Raw genomic sequence first — 16,617 nt, forward strand, 5'->3', positions numbered from 1 at the left:
ACCCACCAACGTTCACCTGAGGGTGATCGAAGCTGGATAATCTCAATACTCTGACTGTGCTGCTCCGAGGTCCGCGCAAACCTCAGAACAACATAGGAATATACAACATGGCTGATGCTATTGTTTCTCGTCTTGGTCAGGCAAACGGTGCTGGTGACGTAAAGGCAAACTTCGTTAAGGTCGCTACTGGCGAAATCATGACTGCTTTCACTCAGACCGCTGAGTTCACTGATAAGCAGCTGGTTCGTTCCATCAAGGAAGGCAAGTCCGCTTCGTTCCCAGTAACTGGCCGCACTTCGGGTGCTCGTTACCATACTCCGGGTGAGCAGGTTCTCGGCTCGGTTGTGAAGTTCAATGAGCGCGTTATCACCATTGATGACCTTCTGCTCACTGACTACTTCACCGCCAACATTGACGAGGCGATGAACCACTTCGAAACTCGCTCGGAAATGACTAAGCAGATGGGCGAAGAACTCGCTCAGGCTTATGACCGCAACGTTGCTATTACGGCAGTTCTGGCTTCCCGTAAGGGTCCAGTTGTCGATGGCCTTCCGGGTGGCGGTAAGCTTGTGAAAGCTGACCTCCTGACTGACAGCGATGCTCTCGCTGCTGTCCACTTCGACGCTGCTGCTGTCTTTGACGAGAAGTTCGTCCCAGCAAGTGATCGCTACTCCTTCATGAAGCCTGTGCAGTATTACATGCTGTCGCAGAACACGAAGGTGATCAACAAGGACTGGGATGGTCGCGGTTCGTACGCGGATGGTAAGGTAATCAAGATTGCCGATATCACCCTCGTGAAGACTGCAAACCTGCCTAACGGTAAGAACGTCACGACCGGCCTTGCCAAGTATCAGGGCGACTTCACCAACACCGCAGGTCTTATCATGAATAAGTCCGCAGTCGGCACAGTGAAGCTCCTCGATCTGGCAATCGAAAGCGAATACATGGTTTCCCGTCAGGGTACTCTTGTCGTCGCTAAGTACGCTGTTGGTCACGGCGAGCTTCGTCCTGAGTGCGCTCTGGAGCTGGCAATCGCCTAATCCATTCGCACTTTAACCCATACCGGGGTCCCTTAGCTGGGGCCTCGGTTTTTTCGTTTAGGAAACCTCTGATGGCCCTCGGGCTGGCACCTTTAACTGAACTTGAGGCTGTTAACGAAATCCTCGCAGTAGGTTCGAACAGTCCCGTATCTACGCTCGATGAGAACCAAGTCATCGACGCTTCACTGGCCCAGAGCACACTTCGATCAGCCTTGATCGAGATACTCAGCAAGGGCTGGTATTTCAACACTGAGGAAGACCTTGAGCTTGTCCCCGATCAGGATGGACGCATTAGGCTCCCTCGAAACACCCTTAGGCTCCGGGCTTCCGGTGGCTCAAAGGGAAGCAAGTTGGTTCAACGAGGGACGACCCTCTACGACAAGACCAACAAAACCGACAAGTTCACCGCATCCGTAACCGTTGAGCTGGTTCTCGCACTTGAGTTTGAGGACCTTCCGTCGACCGTTCGAATGTACGCAACGGTCACCGCAGCGCGTCGATATCAGGACCGCTTCTTCGGTGATCAAGCTGTTCACTCCTATACCATCGAAGACGAACGCTATGCTCGTGCTGCCATGATGGACGAGGAACTGGATAATCAAGGAGCCAACATGCTCAACGATAGCCAGACCATTCGGGACCTTTCTAGCCGCTCTTAATGGCTAAGATTTCTGGCTCTATCGCCAACTTTGCGAACGGTATCAGCCAACAGGCTGTTGCCCTTCGTCTCGCAACGCAAGGTGAGGAACAGGTAAACGCTTATTCGACCGTCATTGATGGCCTTAAGAAGCGCCCTCCGACCTCCCGTGTTGCAACACTTGGCACAGACTTTCCCGATAACGTTCACAGCCACATGGTCAACCGGGATAACAACGAACGTTATTCGATCCTAACGACACCTTCAGGTATCCGAGTGTTTGACCTTCAGGGCAACGAGAAGGTTGTCCGAACGCAAGTAGGCTGGGATTACCTTTGGTACGACCCGTCGGTTACCCCGGCAGCTCCTTATAAGATGCTCACAGTGGGTGACTACACGTTCATTGCGAACACTGGCGTCAAAACCAAAATCTCCAGTATCACTGAACCGCTGTCACCTTCCGAAGCACTTGTGCATGTCATGGCTGGTAACTACGGCAAAGACTATACGATCACGATAGATGGCAACGAGGTCGCACGTTATTCGACACCAGATGGAACGAGCGGAGCGCAGTCTCCGGGCGTAGATACTTCTTATATTGCTCGTCGCTTGGCGAACGGTGAGATGAAGGACCTAGGCAAGACCGTTAACGGTGACATTGCGTGGAAGTATAAGACAACCGATAAGTACGCTCAGGCAAACCTCACGGGTTTCACCATCAAGGTGTTCAAGGGGACGATCTATTTCCGCAAGGATGATGGGCAGCCCTTCAGTATCGGCGTTGAAGATGGCTACAACGGTCACTCAATGAAAGCCGTTCAGAAGGAGGTACAGGATTTCTCCGATCTTCCTTCGTTCACTGAAGATGGCATGGCAATAAAAATCACTGGCTCGGTCTCGACCAAGTACGATGATTATTACGTCAGGTTCCAAAAGCACTCAGCTCACGATGACATCTCGACACCCGGGGTGTGGCGCGAAATTCCTGCTCCGGGGACCGCTAAAGGCTTTGAAGCCCAGACGATGCCTCACGCTCTTGTCCGTGAAGAGGACGGAACATTTACGTTCAAATCGCTTGACTGGGATGAACGCAAGGCAGGCGACGATGAGGTCAATCCTCCTCCAAGCTTTGTCGGGAAGACAATCAACGACATCGTGTTCTTCAAGAACCGCTTAGGCTTCCTTTCAGGAGAGAATGCAATCCTGTCTCGACATGGTTCGTATTTCGATTTCTGGCGAATGACTGCAACGGCGATGATGGATGATGATCCAATTGACGTATCAAGTGCCGAGACAAACGTCTCAGTTCTTCGTCACGGTATCTCATTCGCTGACCGTTTGGTTCTCTTTGCGGATCAAGTTCAGGCTCACCTTTTGGGAAGTGAATTGCTCACCCAGAAGTCAGCTTCGATGCGCGTCACGACTGCCTATCAGGTTTCATCTAAGGTGCGCCCAGTGGCAACCGGCAATGTAATCTTCTTTCCAGTGGATCGAGGCCAGTTCTCGACTGTTCGTGAATATCGCATTGATGCCGCTACAGGTGAGGCAGATGCTGAAGACGTGACAGGACATGTGCCTCAGTACATCCCCGGGTCAATCGAGAAGATGGCCGCAAGTACACATGAGGACATCTTAATCGTCCGCTCTAACAAGGACGTGGCGTCTCTTTACGTCTACAAGTACTACTGGGCAAATGAGCAAAAGCTTCAAGCCTCTTGGTCTAAATGGACGTTCCCCGGGGTAACCAAGGTCCTCGACTTCTGGTTCGTGAATAGTCAACTCTATGTGCTCCTTAAGCGCCTCAACGAGACGTTCATCGAGACGATGGAAGTTCAGCCAGGCGGAACAGATACTGACATGCATTTCGTGGTCAATCTCGATCATCGATACCGTCAGGAGGGCTACGACCTTCGCACATATGATCCATACAACAAGGAAACGCGGGTCCCTATGACCTACGATTTCTCACGTCTGGATTTCATTTGCGTGTCGGCTGGAGACCCTTCCTCTCCGATATCTCCGGGGCTACGGCTTCAGATCAAGGAGAAGGGGACGAACTACGTGATCCTCGACGGGGACATGCGAAGGGTGCCTCTCTATTTCGGCCTTGAGTACACCATGAGGTATCGCTTATCGCGCATCTTCATCCGCAAGGCAGGGCAGAACGGAGGTGTGACTACGGTCACCGAAGGCAGACTTCAGCTCCTCCAGTTGCTCGTTCAGTATTCCAAGACGGCCTACTTCCGTGTTGAAGTTACGCCACTTGCTCAGGCTACACGCTCATATGTCACCAATGGTCGCCTTATGGGTGACCCGATGAACACCACGGATAGCGTCACGCTGTCAGATGGAACGTTCGCTCTTCCGATCCTTTCGAAGAATGATCGTGTGGAAATTGACATCGTTTCGGACAGTTATCTTCCCTGCTCAGTCCTTTCAGCTGAGTGGGTGGCAAACTACGTCCAGAAATCGCAAAGGATGTAATGAAGGAAATCCGTAGGGCAACAACTGAGGATGCAAGGAAACTTGCCCCTCGGCTTCGTCCTGAAGACAGACGTGAGTGCCTCTCGGCTTCCGGTTTACCTCCTGAGGTCATCCTGCCGCTCTCGGTTTCGAGGGAAGAGGTTTACGTCTTCACAGACAACGGGTCCCCTGAGGTCATCTTCGGGGTCTCGCCTGTTCAGCATTACCCGCACCTCGGGCTGATCTGGATGATGGCAAGTGAGAAGCTTTCTGCCTACCGCAGGGAGCTTGTTACGCTTGTTCCTAAGCAGATCGATAAGTTCCACGAGAAGTTTCCCCTTCTGGGTAACCATGTGGATGCCCGAAACAAGGTTCACGTTAGCTGGATCAAACGGTCTGGTTTCAGCTTCCTTAGGGTTCTCCCGAGGTATGGCATCGACCAGACACCATTCATTGAGTTCGCAAAACTAAGGAAACCCTGATGTGCATTGGCGCAGTGGGGATGGCAATCGCTCAGTTCGCAATCAGCGCCGCAACTACGGTTATGAGCTTTGGGGCAGAGCAGGCCGCATATAAGGCTCAGCAGCAGCAGTACGAGAACAACCGCATTGAGGCTAATAAAGCCGCAACGGACAACTACGCTGCTACTCAGCTCCGTATGCAGCAGGAGCAGAAAGCCGCTTCACAAGAACTTCAGAAGACACAGACAGAAGCCGCTCAGGCGAGGGCAACCGCTCAAGTCGCAGCAGGTGAGGCCGGTGTTTCCGGTCTGTCGGTAGATGCCCTTATCGGGGACTTCTACAACCAAGAGGGTCAGTATGAACGCACCCTCGATAACAACATGCAGATGCAAGCCGATGCCTTAAGGGCCGACATGGACGGCACCATGCATCAAACCGCAAGTCGTATCAATTCCGTCTCGCAGGGCCAGAAGCCGTCATTCGCAGGTGCAGCAGTTCGCATCCTCTCAGGAGGACTGGAGAGCTACGGCACGTATCAGCGTTACAAATCGGCAGCTAAGCAGACGGGCTAAGAAGAGGAATGAATATGGCACAGGGGCGCGTACAAACTCCCGAGTTCCGCAATAATCTAAAGCTGCAACCCGCAGCCCGACCCGTGGACACCTATGAGGCCCCTGCCGCTATACCTCGGGACGACAATACGGCACGACTGGTGGATGCCCTTTCGGCATTCTCCGGTCAGATCGGCCAGCTTGCTCCGATTCTAGGGGCAGCACAGGCAAACCGAAATAAAGACGCTAACGAGGCCGCCTTGGCCGAACGTCAGAATTTCTTCATGAAGGCTTCTCCTGAAGAGCGCCGTCAGTTCGTCATCGATAAGCACGGGCTGGATAAAGCAGATAAGCTTCAGGCCGCAGCTATTGGCAAGATGGATGGCGCTCAGTTCGCTGAGATGGTCCAGAATGAAGTTCTGATGGACATGCAAGAGAACTTCGACTGGGATAATGGCGACCCCGAGACGTATGCGCGTGAGGTCCTCCAGAAGAAGCTTCAGGAAAGTGGCCGTGCAGGTGAGCCGACATTCCTTTCAGCGTATTCACAGGCTGGACAGACGTTCGCTCAGAACATCGTGTCACTGAGAAACAAGAAGATGGTCGAGAAGCGAGAGCAGCAAGTCCAAGGGGCGGCAGCTAACTACTTCCGAATGACCATTGATGATGGCGTAAGGGCCGATAAGGCACCCGAAGTCATCGCCAAGGATTTCCTTAAGACGGCCATTGATGCCGGAAGCAAGGGAACACTTCTCCTAGATGATAACGAAGTCGCAAAGCGGCAACTCGTGGAACTCGAAAGGCGTACCTCTTCGAACCCTGAGGTTGTGCTTAAGGCTCTCTCAATGGCACGTCCGGGGAAAGGCGGGGAGTTACCTTCGTTCCTTGACGATCCAATGACGCGGGACAAAGCGATGGACCTAATGTCCAAAGCTCAGGTTGCCCAGCATAATCAGTACAACGCCGCTGAGCAGGACGCACTTCTCTCTGCAAACGTTGAGAACATCCGCAATGGTACAGGCTTTATAGGCGCTCGTGACCTCGTGCAGACCAAGCTTACAGGCTCTGGCTCCAGTGAGGAAGTGATTACTAATATAGCGAAGCAGCAGACTGAAGCTGTTCGACAGTTTCTCCTTCAAGACGGACGCGATGCAAAAGCCCGGGGCGAACAACCAGAGGAAACAATCGCCCGACAGACTGCTGTTCTAGCTAGGTCAGGTCTTGAGAACCCTGACGTGAAGGCTGCGGCTGAAGGGCTGGCACTTGCTGGGGCTCCTGAGGTTCTCTCCGATGAAGCCAGTCAGCAGAAGCTAGTGCAGCGCATCGACCTTCTCAATTCGATCAGCAAAGCGAACAAGAATATAGGCGCTGTCTACCTCAAGGGTAACGATAAGGACTACTTTGACGGCTTTATTGCAGCTCGTGAGACGCTCGGGCGTTCCGACAAGGAAGCCGTAGCGTTTGCCTATGCCGTCTCTAATCCTACACCTACGGCGAAAGCCCGAGTGACCCGAGAGTTTCAGTCAATCAACAGCGCTGTGAAAGACCTCAGGGACACGAAATGGATGGGCCGTTGGTCAATCGATATGGAGAACTCTGGCATGGTCGAGGATCATCTTGTCGATCTGGCCCAGAAGTTCGCCCTCGGTGGCCTTAATGGGAAAGATGCGGTTGCAGCTGCTCGTGATGCCATGGAGAAATCAGCAATCCACTATAACGGTACGCTGATCGACGTTGGTGCAATTGAGAGCAGGGCTGAGATGCCTTCGGATTTCCGAGGCGCTGTTGACGCTCAGGTTGCTTCATTCATGGCCGACAGTAAGGGCAAGAACTATTCGCTTGGTCAGCTCACGATCCAACAGACAGGCGACCGCGACGGACGCTTCTATCTTCTCGACAAGGAAACCAATCGTCCCGCTACGGATGACCAAGGGCAGATGCACATGTTCACCTTGAGTAACCTCAGGGCATGGTCAAACGCGAACGAAGAGATGCAACGTAAGGCACAAGCCACGTATAGCGTATTCAATCAAAGCGTGAACGCTAAGGGCCTATTCCAAGCTGAAGACAAAGACGGCTCGACTGTCTGGATCAATAAGAACCGTGAAATCTGGCACAATACGGCTGAAGAAGGTCAGGCACCTGTCTGGAAGAAGACCGGCAAACGGTATTCCAAGACAATAGCTACTGGCCCTGATGGTGAAATCATCCTCAAACGTCCTGAGTTCAAGAAGCCAACAGTCAGCCCAGCCTTTGGTATGTTTAGCCGCAAGATGGTCAACTCTTGGTCCGACCAGATGCCTGACGCAATAAATGGCGGCGGTATCAGCACAGGATCAAACAGCTTCTTCAAGTTCGGCAAGACAGCAGAAGACGCAATCAACGAACGCAATAGAGGACGCTAAGCCCTCTTAAATCGAAACCTAAACTGGCCTCGGGGTAACTCCCGGGGCTTTTTCTATTGGAGCCTTTATGAACCAACGTGAACAGTTTGCTATGCAGTTCCTTATCCAGAAGGGCTGGAAACCGCACCAAGCTGCCGGTATCGTCGGTAATCTCGTCGCTGAGAGCAGCCTCAATACAAAGGCTATTAACCGGGGCGATGCTTCTGACGGCACCGATAGTGTAGGCATTGCTCAGTGGAATCGTGATCGCAAGACGCGGCTTTATGCTCATGCTGATAAGATTGGACGTAATGTAAACGATCTTGAAGCACAGCTCGACTTCCTTGACTGGGAACTGAACAACACCGAGAAACGGGCTGGCGATCTGATCCGTAATTCATCTAACGTGGCCGGTGCTGCTGACGGGATGATTATGTTTGAGCGGCCTAAGGGTTCAAACCGAGGTGCTCGTTATGCGATGCATTATGAGAAGCGTCAGCAGTCAAGCTATAACGCGCTAAAGGCATACGACCCTTCGGCGCAAATTGATCTGCCACCACAGGCTCAGGCTTCTGGGGCAGGCTCAGCTCAGGACGTGATGTCTGCTGCAACTAGTGGCAGGGCTGATATGTCCCGCGTCGATATTCCTCAAGCAGCGGCACCGAACGTCTACCAGCCGGAAACCGAAGGTCCAAGCTTTGGGCAGACTGCGGCTGCGGTTGCTGGAAACAGTGACACGGCTTGGATGGTCCGCTCGATTGGTGATGACTTAAACCGCTTCAAGCCTGACGAGAATTTCAGTCTTCCTTCTAATCGCTACGAGACCGATGCTGCCCAAAGAGGCTTTGATGCTAGCAAGTACGGCTCAATGTTCGACAAAGCAGTCTCCGAGGAAAGCTATCAGTACCTCCTAGGGCGGGCTTCGGATGCCCAGAAGCGTTCCGAAGTGATTAGCCAGAGTGGTCTTACTGGTGCAGGTTTGCAACTCGTGACCGAGATTGCAGAAGACCTTCCGCTGGATATTGCTATTGGCTCAGTAGCTCCCGGACTGGTCCTCGGTAACAAAGCTCGTCGCCTTAACAGCATGATTGCAGGTGGCCTTGCTGCCGGTTCTGCGAGTGCCGCAGGTGAAGCTTTAGGCGCACGTTGGAACCCCGATAAGTCCACTGAGGATGTCGTTCGGGCTGGCGTGTTTGGTACACTGCTCGGTGGTGCAGCAGGTGCTCTCCTACGTAATCCTCACACAATGGAAGAAGCTCTTCACCTTCAACGAGCAGGGCAGGATTCCTTAGCTAAAGCTGAGATTGCCCCAGTTTCCCGGGGAGGCAGCTCCGCAGGTGCCGCTCAGGTCAACAATAAGGTTGACTTCCTAGAACGTGACGATGCCTTCAAGCACGTTGAAGCTGACGATTTCGGAACGAGTGCAGGACCTAAGGCGCTCCGACAGATGGACTTAGGTGGACAGCTGGGTACTTCTCCAAATGCAGTGACACGTGCTGGTCAGGGCTTGGTTATCGATGCTGTCGGTAAGAAGAACAGCGTAGTCAACCAAATCTCGGCAGCTGAAGACAAGGGCCGCATGGCCTACGAGTTTAACGGCTTTCTTCAGAAAATGGCTAAGCCTTCATTCAAGCGCTATGCCAAGGACAAAGGAGCCGGCTGGTTCGATGGTGCCGCATTGCGTTCTGAGTTCTCCGAAGACATCGCTAGGTACATCCGAGACACCACTGAAGGTGCAGCTGAGGCTTATCATCCTGAAGTCATTAAGACAGGTAACCGTATCCGTGAAGGTCTACGCAAGCTTGGTCAGTTGGCCGAGAACCCCTTGCTCCGTGAAGGAGAGATGGGACGTGGCGTCCATAAGTTCACTCGACTGGACGACAGTGAGCACTACCTTCCGCGTGTCTTTGATCACGCAAAGGTCGTCAATGCGATAGAGGAATACGGCGAGGACACGATTATCCAGCTGGTATCGAACGGTATTAGCAAGAAGGTCCCTGAGATTGCCGATGACATCCTCTTCAAGCTGGCAAAAGGCTACACTCGGGCAGTCGTAAAGCGTTCCTATGGTGCTGAAGACCTCGCAATGCGTGGTTTCATCGTTGAGGACGTTGACGAAATCCGACGCATTCTCAGCGAAAGCGATGCTTTAGGTCCTTCTGATATCGACAAGATCGTTGAGAACCTCGACGCTGCACGTAAGGCTCGTCCTACGGATGGCGGAACGATGTCTCGGGCAAAGCATCGCGTCACAATTGACGAGACTGCCAAGCTAGACAATCCAGTCAATGCAAAGACAGGAACGATATCCGAGACGCCTTTGCGGTTTGACGACCTTCTGGTAAATGACGCGCTCTATCTCTATGAGCGTTACGTTCATCAGATGACAGGCCGTATTGCGCTAGCACGGTATCGCGTAAGGGACGCTGACGGTAACCTTCTGATCAACGGTTTCACGAGTGATGACGAGTTCTCCAAATACCTCGACACTGTACGTAAACGTGCTGCCGAAGATAAGAACCGTGGTGTGGCCGGATCGCATGAGAACCTTGAGAAAGACATAGCAAACCTTCAGTTCGCCTATGATTATCTCGTTGGTCGCCCACAGAACAATATGTCGGAGGGCTGGCAACAGTTCCTTAATCTGGCCGGTAAGTTCAACTTCAGCCGCGTAATGAACCAAGTTGGCTTCGCTCAGATCACTGAGTTTGGTCGCGTGTTGGGACATCTCGGGCCAAAGGCTGTCTTCTCTCAGTTACCTGAAATGAGGCGCATCCTGAATGCTGACGGTGAACTTATTCGCAAGTCTGGGTTGGCCGAAGACCTTGAGAAGTTCGGTATTGGCGGGTTCGACCGTCTCCTTCACAATCCGGGTTATCGCTACGATGAAATGTCAGGTGCATTTACGTCTCTCAGCAGAGGCCGCTTTGCCGACAAGGCAGAAGGTTTTCTCAACCGCGCTAACCACGTAACAGCGGAAATCTCTGGCCTGAATACCGCAAACGACATGCTCCAGAACATGACGGCGAAAGCGATTGTTCAGAAGTGGGCTGACTTTGCACACACAGGGAAGGGCTTTAGCAGGAAACGTCTGGCCGACCTTGGGTTATCCGAGGAAATGACTGAACGTGTCCTGAAGCAATTCAAGGAACCGGGAAACTTTCATTACAAGAACGGCGAGTTCGGAGGCAAGGTTCTCCGTGCTGACTTCGAGAAGTGGTCCGATCCGATTGCTCGTGAGGCGTTCCTCAATGCAGCCTATCGTCAGTCCCGCTACATCGTTCAGGCAAATGATCTAGGCACTCTGCACAGATACTTCAGCCACCCTTTGGCGCGAGTGATTATGCAGTTCCGAACGTTCATGATGGGTTCGTGGACCAAGAGCACACTGAAGGCTGCCCATATGCGTGACCGTCAGGCTGCTGCTTCTATCCTCTTAGGTTCTATGCTCTCGGCATTGGCTTACGTCACCCAGACGAAGCTTAAGGCTGTCGGTAGGTCAGACCGTGAGGAATACGAAGAGCGGTTGTTGTCGTGGGAAAGTATCGGTAAGGCGGCGTTCTCACGTACAGGTGAAAGCTCGATCATTCCAATGATGGTCGATAGCGTTGCACCTATGCTCGGCTTCGATCCTCAGTTCTCCGCAACGAGAACCTCAGGGCAAACCTCGGACCTGCTCTTCGGTAATCCAACGATGGGCTTGTTTGATGACATCCGTACAGGTGTCGGAGGTGCGGCTACAGCTCTCCGTGAGGGTGAACCAATGTCTCAACAGACGGCAAGAACCTTGATGGGCTTGGGTCTGTTCCAGAATTTCCTTCCGGTGACCATGGGTTTCAACTCATTGATCAGCGATCTTCCTGAATACACGCCGAAGAAGCGTGGCGAATAGTTGAGGGGGCTTCGGTCCCTTCTTTCCTCATACACAAAGGATCAATGGCAAACAAAATCCTGTCGTTCGTCTACTATGACGGCGACGATATCAAACAAGACTTCACCTTTGATTTCCCTTATCTCGAAAGGGATCACGTCAAGGTTTACCTCAATGGTGAAGCGACTGGCGAATATGCCTGGACTGGCGAATATCAGCTACGGACCAGCTTTAAGCTGCCTCGTGACATGAAGCTTCAGATCAAGCGAGAGACACCCGCAGTTGACCCTCTGGTCTTTATTGCGGATGGCTCAAGTCTCCGCTCAGATGACCTGAACAAGGCCCAGCTTCAGTCGATGTATGTCGCACAGGAAGCCCGAGATATCTCAACGTGGATTACCAGCTCGACAATCATTGCACCTGAAAGCGATGCAGGTCGCGTTGACCTAGTTCTCCCGTCAATTGAAGACCGCCGCAACAAGATCATGGGCTTCGATGAAGATGGCGGCTTCATGATCTACAATGAATACAACATGCCTTCTGGACCAAAAGGGCCGACAGGCGACAAAGGACCGATTGGTGATCAGGGTCCACGAGGTATCCAAGGGCCGGAAGGTGACCAAGGACCAAGAGGACCACAGGGCGAACAAGGTCCACAGGGTATTCCCGGCCCTCAGGGTCCTCAGGGTGAACGTGGGGACATCGGTCCGTCATTCGTGCCGGATGCCTACGGAGTCACCGCTGATCGTGCTCTGTACGACACCAAGCCTGTCGACTTCGCCTTCCTAGATATGCAGCAAGGTAAGATCTATTTTCGTATCTCTGCGACAGCTGGTGTGTGGTCCGAAGGTGCTGCCTTTGGTCAGGGTCCTCAGGGACTTCAAGGCGTTCAGGGTCCGCAGGGCATCCAAGGTCCTCAGGGTCTCACAGGTCCTCAGGGCTTGCAGGGTGCTCGTGGTCCGCAAGGCGTTGAAGGTCCTATAGGTCCTAATGGTTTGACCGGACCAGCCGGAACTCCGGGGATGGTATGGCGTGGCCTTTGGGTTTCGACCATGAACTACTTCCCGAAGGATGTCGTTCGCTACCTTGGTGAGGCATATTTCCACAAAGGTACAGCAGAGAGCATCAATCAGAACCCTGTGGCGAACCCTTCGGTTTGGGACCTCGTTGTCTCGAAAGGTGACGCGGGTCCTCAGGGCGTTAAGGGTGACGTAGGCCCGACAGGTCCTCAGGGTTCTAAAGGAGACACGGGTCCACAAGGTCCGACAGGTCCTCAGGGTCCGCAAGGTCCAGCTGGTCCTCAGGGAGCACAGGGTCCACAGGGCACTCAAGGTCCGGCAGGTACCTTCCCCGTGTCGGACGGTGCATACGGCCAATACCAGCTAGTCGGTTCCAACACAGTGATCGTTCCTCCCGCTGGCTGGGCATTGCGAGGTTCGTTCACGATTGGCGGTACGACCTTTAAAATCGGCCTGATCCAGCGAGTACAATAGGGAAACATTTTGATCGGCTTTGAGCCGGGGTTTGAGGCGCGTGTCGTTGCTGACGAGGTGCGCTTCAACATCCCCGATTATTTACTTCAGGCGGCGCTGGATGCGTCTTACGCTGCCAAAGACCACACACATACGGCTGACCAGATTAGCGGCCTTGAGGGTGCCTTAGGGGGCTACCTCACGAAGACTGAAGCCTCTTCGGTTTATGAGACCCAAACAGCAAACTGGACGTACAACGAAGCTGTCGATGATGCGAACACTCGGTTCCCTTGGATTGACCTTGCAGGTGGCAAGTTCCGCATTTCTTGGAATGCACTGAGGGCGAAATACAAAACGTACTTCGACGGTGTTTATCAGATTAAAGGCAGCTACGCCGCCGCATCACATACCCACACGATTTCGCAAATCACTGATCTTCAAGCCCAGCTCAATGCCAAGATCACCTCAGATGGTCGTGCATATCCCCGTCGAGTTGGTGGCGGAGCTATAAATTTCAACTGGTCTGGAAAAGGAGGGACGCCAACGTGGGTTTGGGGTTGGAAAGCGGAGGACGGGACGGAAGGGCAAGACATGTGTGTCTATCAGCCCGGAAACTTCAGCGTCAACTATGCGAACAGTACGTGGAACTCAGAACGCCTCCAAGGATGGGATATTGCAGGTATCCAGAACGATGCACAAAACCGCGCAAATGACCGAGGATATTGGGCCACCCGAGACTACCTCCTAGCTGAACATGTGCCAGTTGGCTGCACAGCCTTCTTGAAATGTCAGACCAGCAACAGTGTTGGTCCGGGCGACAGCGTGGTTGGAAGCCTCCTCTATTGGTCTAACGCCGGAAACCAAAATGGCGGCGTTGTGAACTACGGTACTTGGCAGTGTCTCGGCTACACCCTTAACAACCACACGAATAGAACAACACTTTGGAAGAGGGTCGGTTAGTGAAGATCATAGACGTTCTCGCCCTCAAATGGCTTAACCCTGACCAAACCCTACTCGGAGGCACTGTCGTCACTTCTGACCTAGGGACACTACCTATCTGCATTCATGAGGGATACGACACATCAGAAGGTGTTCAACTCTGGAACGATGCTGCTTCCGGTAAGTACGGCCCTGTGTTCGACTATGCCCCTGAGCCTGAACTCTCAGCTGAGGAGGCGAGGGCGCTTATGCCCTACCTTCCTGCCCGTCAATTCTGGCAAGCGGCTCTTTCCGTGAGCATCACCGAAGACACCCTTATCGAAGCCATAAGCGACCCTTCAAGCTCCTCTTACATCCCCGATCCGATTGCCCGTCAGGAAGCCATAATCGACATCAGGAAGGCCACGAGCTTCAGCCGGAGCTATCCTACTCTCAACCAACTTGCGACCGCTCAGGGCCTCCCAGCGGAACAGCTAGACGCCCTCTGGATGTGGGCAACTACGATCTAATGAAAGGAAATCCTATTGTGGAAACTGCCACGAACGGCGCGGCTGTTGCAGCTGTAGCAAGCCCCGTGTGGCTCCCTTGGCTACATACAGCGTCAGAAATCACGGCGACTGTAGCCCCAATCCTAGGTGCGATCTGGTTGATCGTACAGATCATCTCGAAGGTCACCGAAATTGTTCAGAAATGGAGACATCGTGAAGACTAATAAGCAAACGCTCGACAGTCTCTTTGATGCCTTCGCTCAGGAACTCCAGAAGCAAATAGTACCGGGAGAAACTCCTGCGGCTACGTTGAACGTCATTCGACAGTTCCTCAAGGATCAGGGCGTCAATCCGATCCCCGGCACAAATCCCGTAGTCAACAACATCGCTGCAAATCTTCCGTTCTCCGGCGAGGAGCACGATGAAGAAGCCGTACATCACTAAGCCATAACAGACGACAGGAGAGCTTTAGGCTCCACTGGAAGGATTACCCTCCCGGTGCCTAAACGCTCGTCCTGAGGTTACCTAGGAGCAAATTGACCGCAACTAAGCAGAGGGCGTTATCTTCGACGCACCTCAACCAAGTCCTTGATCCACTCAAGGCAGACTTCAGAAACTTCCTTTATGTCATCTGGCAGCATGTCCTTCCGGGATGCAACCCGACGAAGGTCCAGTACGACATCGCACGGTTCCTTCAGCATGGCCCTAAGCGTATGGTCATCGAAGCTTTCCGTGGTGTCGGTAAGTCGTGGATTACGTCCGCCTTTGTGTGCTGGCTGCTCTATTGTAATCCTCAGCTAAATATCCTCGTTATCTCGGCCTCTAAGCAACGCGCTGACGACTTCTCAACGTTCACCAAACGTCTGATCTTTGAAATCGATATTCTGGCCCACCTGAGGCCGACAGGCGACCAACGTAACTCCAACGTGGCATTCGATGTCGGACCTGCTCGTGCCTCTCACGCGCCGTCTGTGAAGTCCCTAGGAATCACCTCGCAGATCGCCGGTAGCCGTGCTGACGTGATCATTCCCGATGACGTTGAGGTTCCTAACAACTCCGACACTTCGCTGAAACGTGAGAAGCTGTCTGAGCAGATTAAGGAGTTCGATGCTGTTCTGAAGCCGGGAGGCCGTATCATCTACCTCGGTACACCGCAGAGTGAACAGTCTATCTACAACCTTCTTCCTGACCGTGGTTACCAGCTCCGCATCTGGTGTGCTCGTTATCCTGACGAAGCGAGACGCGCTAAGTACGGCTCTAAGCTGGCCCCTCTGATCGCCAAGGAGCTTGATGCTGATCCGAACCTAGTTGGACGCACAACTGACCCTGAACGCTTCTCAGGCCACGATCTGGACGAACGTGAGCTGTCTTATGGTAAGTCCGGCTTCAGCCTTCAGTTCATGCTCGATACGAGCTTGTCGGATGAAGACAAGTATCCACTTAAGCTGTCCGATCTGATCGTCCTAGGGCTGAACCCGAAGAAAGGACCTTCAGAAATTGTCTGGGCTGCCTCAAAGGACAAGGTTCGTGAGGACCTTCCGATGATCGGCCTTCCGGGTGATCGCTACTACGAACCAATGTTCATCGGTAAGGAATGGCTGGATTACGAAGGCTCAGTCATGTTCGTGGACCCTTCGGGCCGAGGTAAGGATGAAACCACATGGGCCGTCATTAAGATGCTCCATGGGATGCTCTTCCTGACAGCGATCGGTGCATCTAAGGACGGCTATAGTGATCCCACGCTTCTAAAGGTGCTGAAATGTGCCAAGGACCAGAGCGTCAATCTGATCCTCGTTGAGCCGAACTACGGTGACGGCATGTTTGCCCAGCTGCTCCGTGCAAAGTCGCAGGTTCAGTATCCTGTTCAGATCGAAGACAGCCCTTGGGCAAAGGCTCAGAAGGAAGTCCGCATCATCGACACGCTGGAACCAATTCTGAACCAGCACAAGCTCGTGGTCTGCTCCTCGGTAATCGAATGGGATTACGAGAGCACTGAGGTCTACACACAGGACGACATGGTGCGTATGCGTCTGTTCTACCAGATGACCCGTATCACCCGTAACCGTGGCGCTCTGGCCCATGATGACCGGATTGATGCTGTCGCAGGAGCCGTGGCGTACTGGGTAGACTACATGGGCCGAAACACTGACAAGGCTGTTGCAGACAGGAAGCAGGAGCTGCTCGATCAGGAACTGGCACGGTTCATGGAGAATGCCCTCGGTTCCTCCTTCCACTCGTCACCTCGGTGGTTCTGACCGAATAGGTTGCACAGTAGCAGGGGTCCCCTAAGGTTATACCTAAGGTACACCTA

At 53.1% G+C, this 16,617-nt stretch carries 13 protein-coding genes; all 13 read left to right on the top strand.

Annotated elements, in window-relative coordinates:
• Positions 1-107 precede the first annotated feature (107 nt).
• The 13 genes from KMS41_05095 (at position 108) to terL (ending at position 16,561) form a co-directional block, all read left to right on the top strand.
• The gene (locus KMS41_05095) at positions 108-1,040 is read left to right on the top strand and encodes a hypothetical protein (protein ID QWK78611.1); all 933 of its coding nucleotides are present in this window, start codon (positions 108-110) and stop codon (positions 1,038-1,040) included.
• Positions 1,041-1,111: 71 nt separating this feature from the next.
• On the top strand, positions 1,112-1,699 hold the full coding sequence (locus tag KMS41_05100) for a hypothetical protein (protein ID QWK78612.1): 588 nt from the start codon (positions 1,112-1,114) through the stop codon (positions 1,697-1,699).
• Positions 1,699-4,161 carry a hypothetical protein gene (locus tag KMS41_05105; protein ID QWK78613.1) on the top strand — a complete coding sequence of 821 codons (2,463 nt, stop codon included), beginning with the start codon at positions 1,699-1,701 and terminating at the stop codon, positions 4,159-4,161. The genes KMS41_05100 and KMS41_05105 overlap by 1 nt, the downstream gene beginning before the upstream one ends.
• The gene (locus KMS41_05110) at positions 4,161-4,622 is read left to right on the top strand and encodes a hypothetical protein (GenBank protein ID QWK78614.1); all 462 of its coding nucleotides are present in this window, start codon (positions 4,161-4,163) and stop codon (positions 4,620-4,622) included. Before KMS41_05105 ends, KMS41_05110 begins: the two co-directional genes overlap by 1 nt.
• Positions 4,622-5,173: a hypothetical protein gene (locus KMS41_05115; GenBank protein ID QWK78615.1), complete on the top strand. Its 552-nt coding sequence runs from the start codon at positions 4,622-4,624 to the stop codon at positions 5,171-5,173. The genes KMS41_05110 and KMS41_05115 overlap by 1 nt, the downstream gene beginning before the upstream one ends.
• Before the next feature lie 14 nt (positions 5,174-5,187).
• Positions 5,188-7,557 (top strand): hypothetical protein, encoded by a 2,370-nt coding sequence (locus KMS41_05120; GenBank protein QWK78616.1) that lies wholly within the window; start codon positions 5,188-5,190, stop codon positions 7,555-7,557.
• Positions 7,558-7,624: 67 nt separating this feature from the next.
• Positions 7,625-11,428, top strand: coding sequence for a hypothetical protein (locus KMS41_05125; GenBank protein ID QWK78617.1), 3,804 nt, complete (start codon positions 7,625-7,627; stop codon positions 11,426-11,428).
• Between the two features lie 44 nt (positions 11,429-11,472).
• Positions 11,473-12,900, top strand: coding sequence for a hypothetical protein (locus tag KMS41_05130; protein QWK78618.1), 1,428 nt, complete (start codon positions 11,473-11,475; stop codon positions 12,898-12,900).
• 9 nt (positions 12,901-12,909) lie between these two features.
• A complete protein-coding gene (locus KMS41_05135; GenBank protein ID QWK78619.1) occupies positions 12,910-13,839 on the top strand; it encodes a hypothetical protein in 930 nt (309 codons plus the stop codon).
• The gene (locus KMS41_05140; protein QWK78620.1) at positions 13,839-14,327 is read left to right on the top strand and encodes a hypothetical protein; all 489 of its coding nucleotides are present in this window, start codon (positions 13,839-13,841) and stop codon (positions 14,325-14,327) included. Before KMS41_05135 ends, KMS41_05140 begins: the two co-directional genes overlap by 1 nt.
• Positions 14,328-14,344: 17 nt before the next feature.
• Positions 14,345-14,530, top strand: a complete 186-nt coding sequence (locus tag KMS41_05145) for a hypothetical protein (protein QWK78621.1) — start codon at positions 14,345-14,347, stop codon at positions 14,528-14,530.
• Positions 14,520-14,750, top strand: a complete 231-nt coding sequence (locus KMS41_05150; protein ID QWK78622.1) for a hypothetical protein — start codon at positions 14,520-14,522, stop codon at positions 14,748-14,750. Before KMS41_05145 ends, KMS41_05150 begins: the two co-directional genes overlap by 11 nt.
• Positions 14,751-14,842: 92 nt before the next feature.
• Positions 14,843-16,561, top strand: coding sequence for a phage terminase large subunit (terL, locus tag KMS41_05155; GenBank protein QWK78623.1), 1,719 nt, complete (start codon positions 14,843-14,845; stop codon positions 16,559-16,561).
• Positions 16,562-16,617: the final 56 nt, after the last annotated feature.

It is taken from the genome of Ochrobactrum sp. BTU1 (assembly GCA_018798825.1).
Lineage (GTDB): Bacteria > Pseudomonadota > Alphaproteobacteria > Rhizobiales > Rhizobiaceae > Brucella.

Excerpts from the sequence above, each read along its gene's own strand:
- KMS41_05110 (QWK78614.1), top strand. The coding sequence starts at position 4,161 with ATGAAGGAAATCCGTAGGGCAACAACTGAGGATGCAAGGAAACTTGCC.
- KMS41_05095 (QWK78611.1), top strand. The coding sequence starts at position 108 with ATGGCTGATGCTATTGTTTCTCGTCTTGGTCAGGCAAACGGTGCTGGT.
- KMS41_05100 (QWK78612.1), top strand. The coding sequence starts at position 1,112 with ATGGCCCTCGGGCTGGCACCTTTAACTGAACTTGAGGCTGTTAACGAA.
- KMS41_05130 (QWK78618.1), top strand. The coding sequence starts at position 11,473 with ATGGCAAACAAAATCCTGTCGTTCGTCTACTATGACGGCGACGATATC.
- KMS41_05105 (QWK78613.1), top strand. The coding sequence starts at position 1,699 with ATGGCTAAGATTTCTGGCTCTATCGCCAACTTTGCGAACGGTATCAGC.
- KMS41_05115 (QWK78615.1), top strand. The coding sequence starts at position 4,622 with ATGTGCATTGGCGCAGTGGGGATGGCAATCGCTCAGTTCGCAATCAGC.
- KMS41_05125 (QWK78617.1), top strand. The coding sequence starts at position 7,625 with ATGAACCAACGTGAACAGTTTGCTATGCAGTTCCTTATCCAGAAGGGC.
- KMS41_05120 (QWK78616.1), top strand. The coding sequence starts at position 5,188 with ATGGCACAGGGGCGCGTACAAACTCCCGAGTTCCGCAATAATCTAAAG.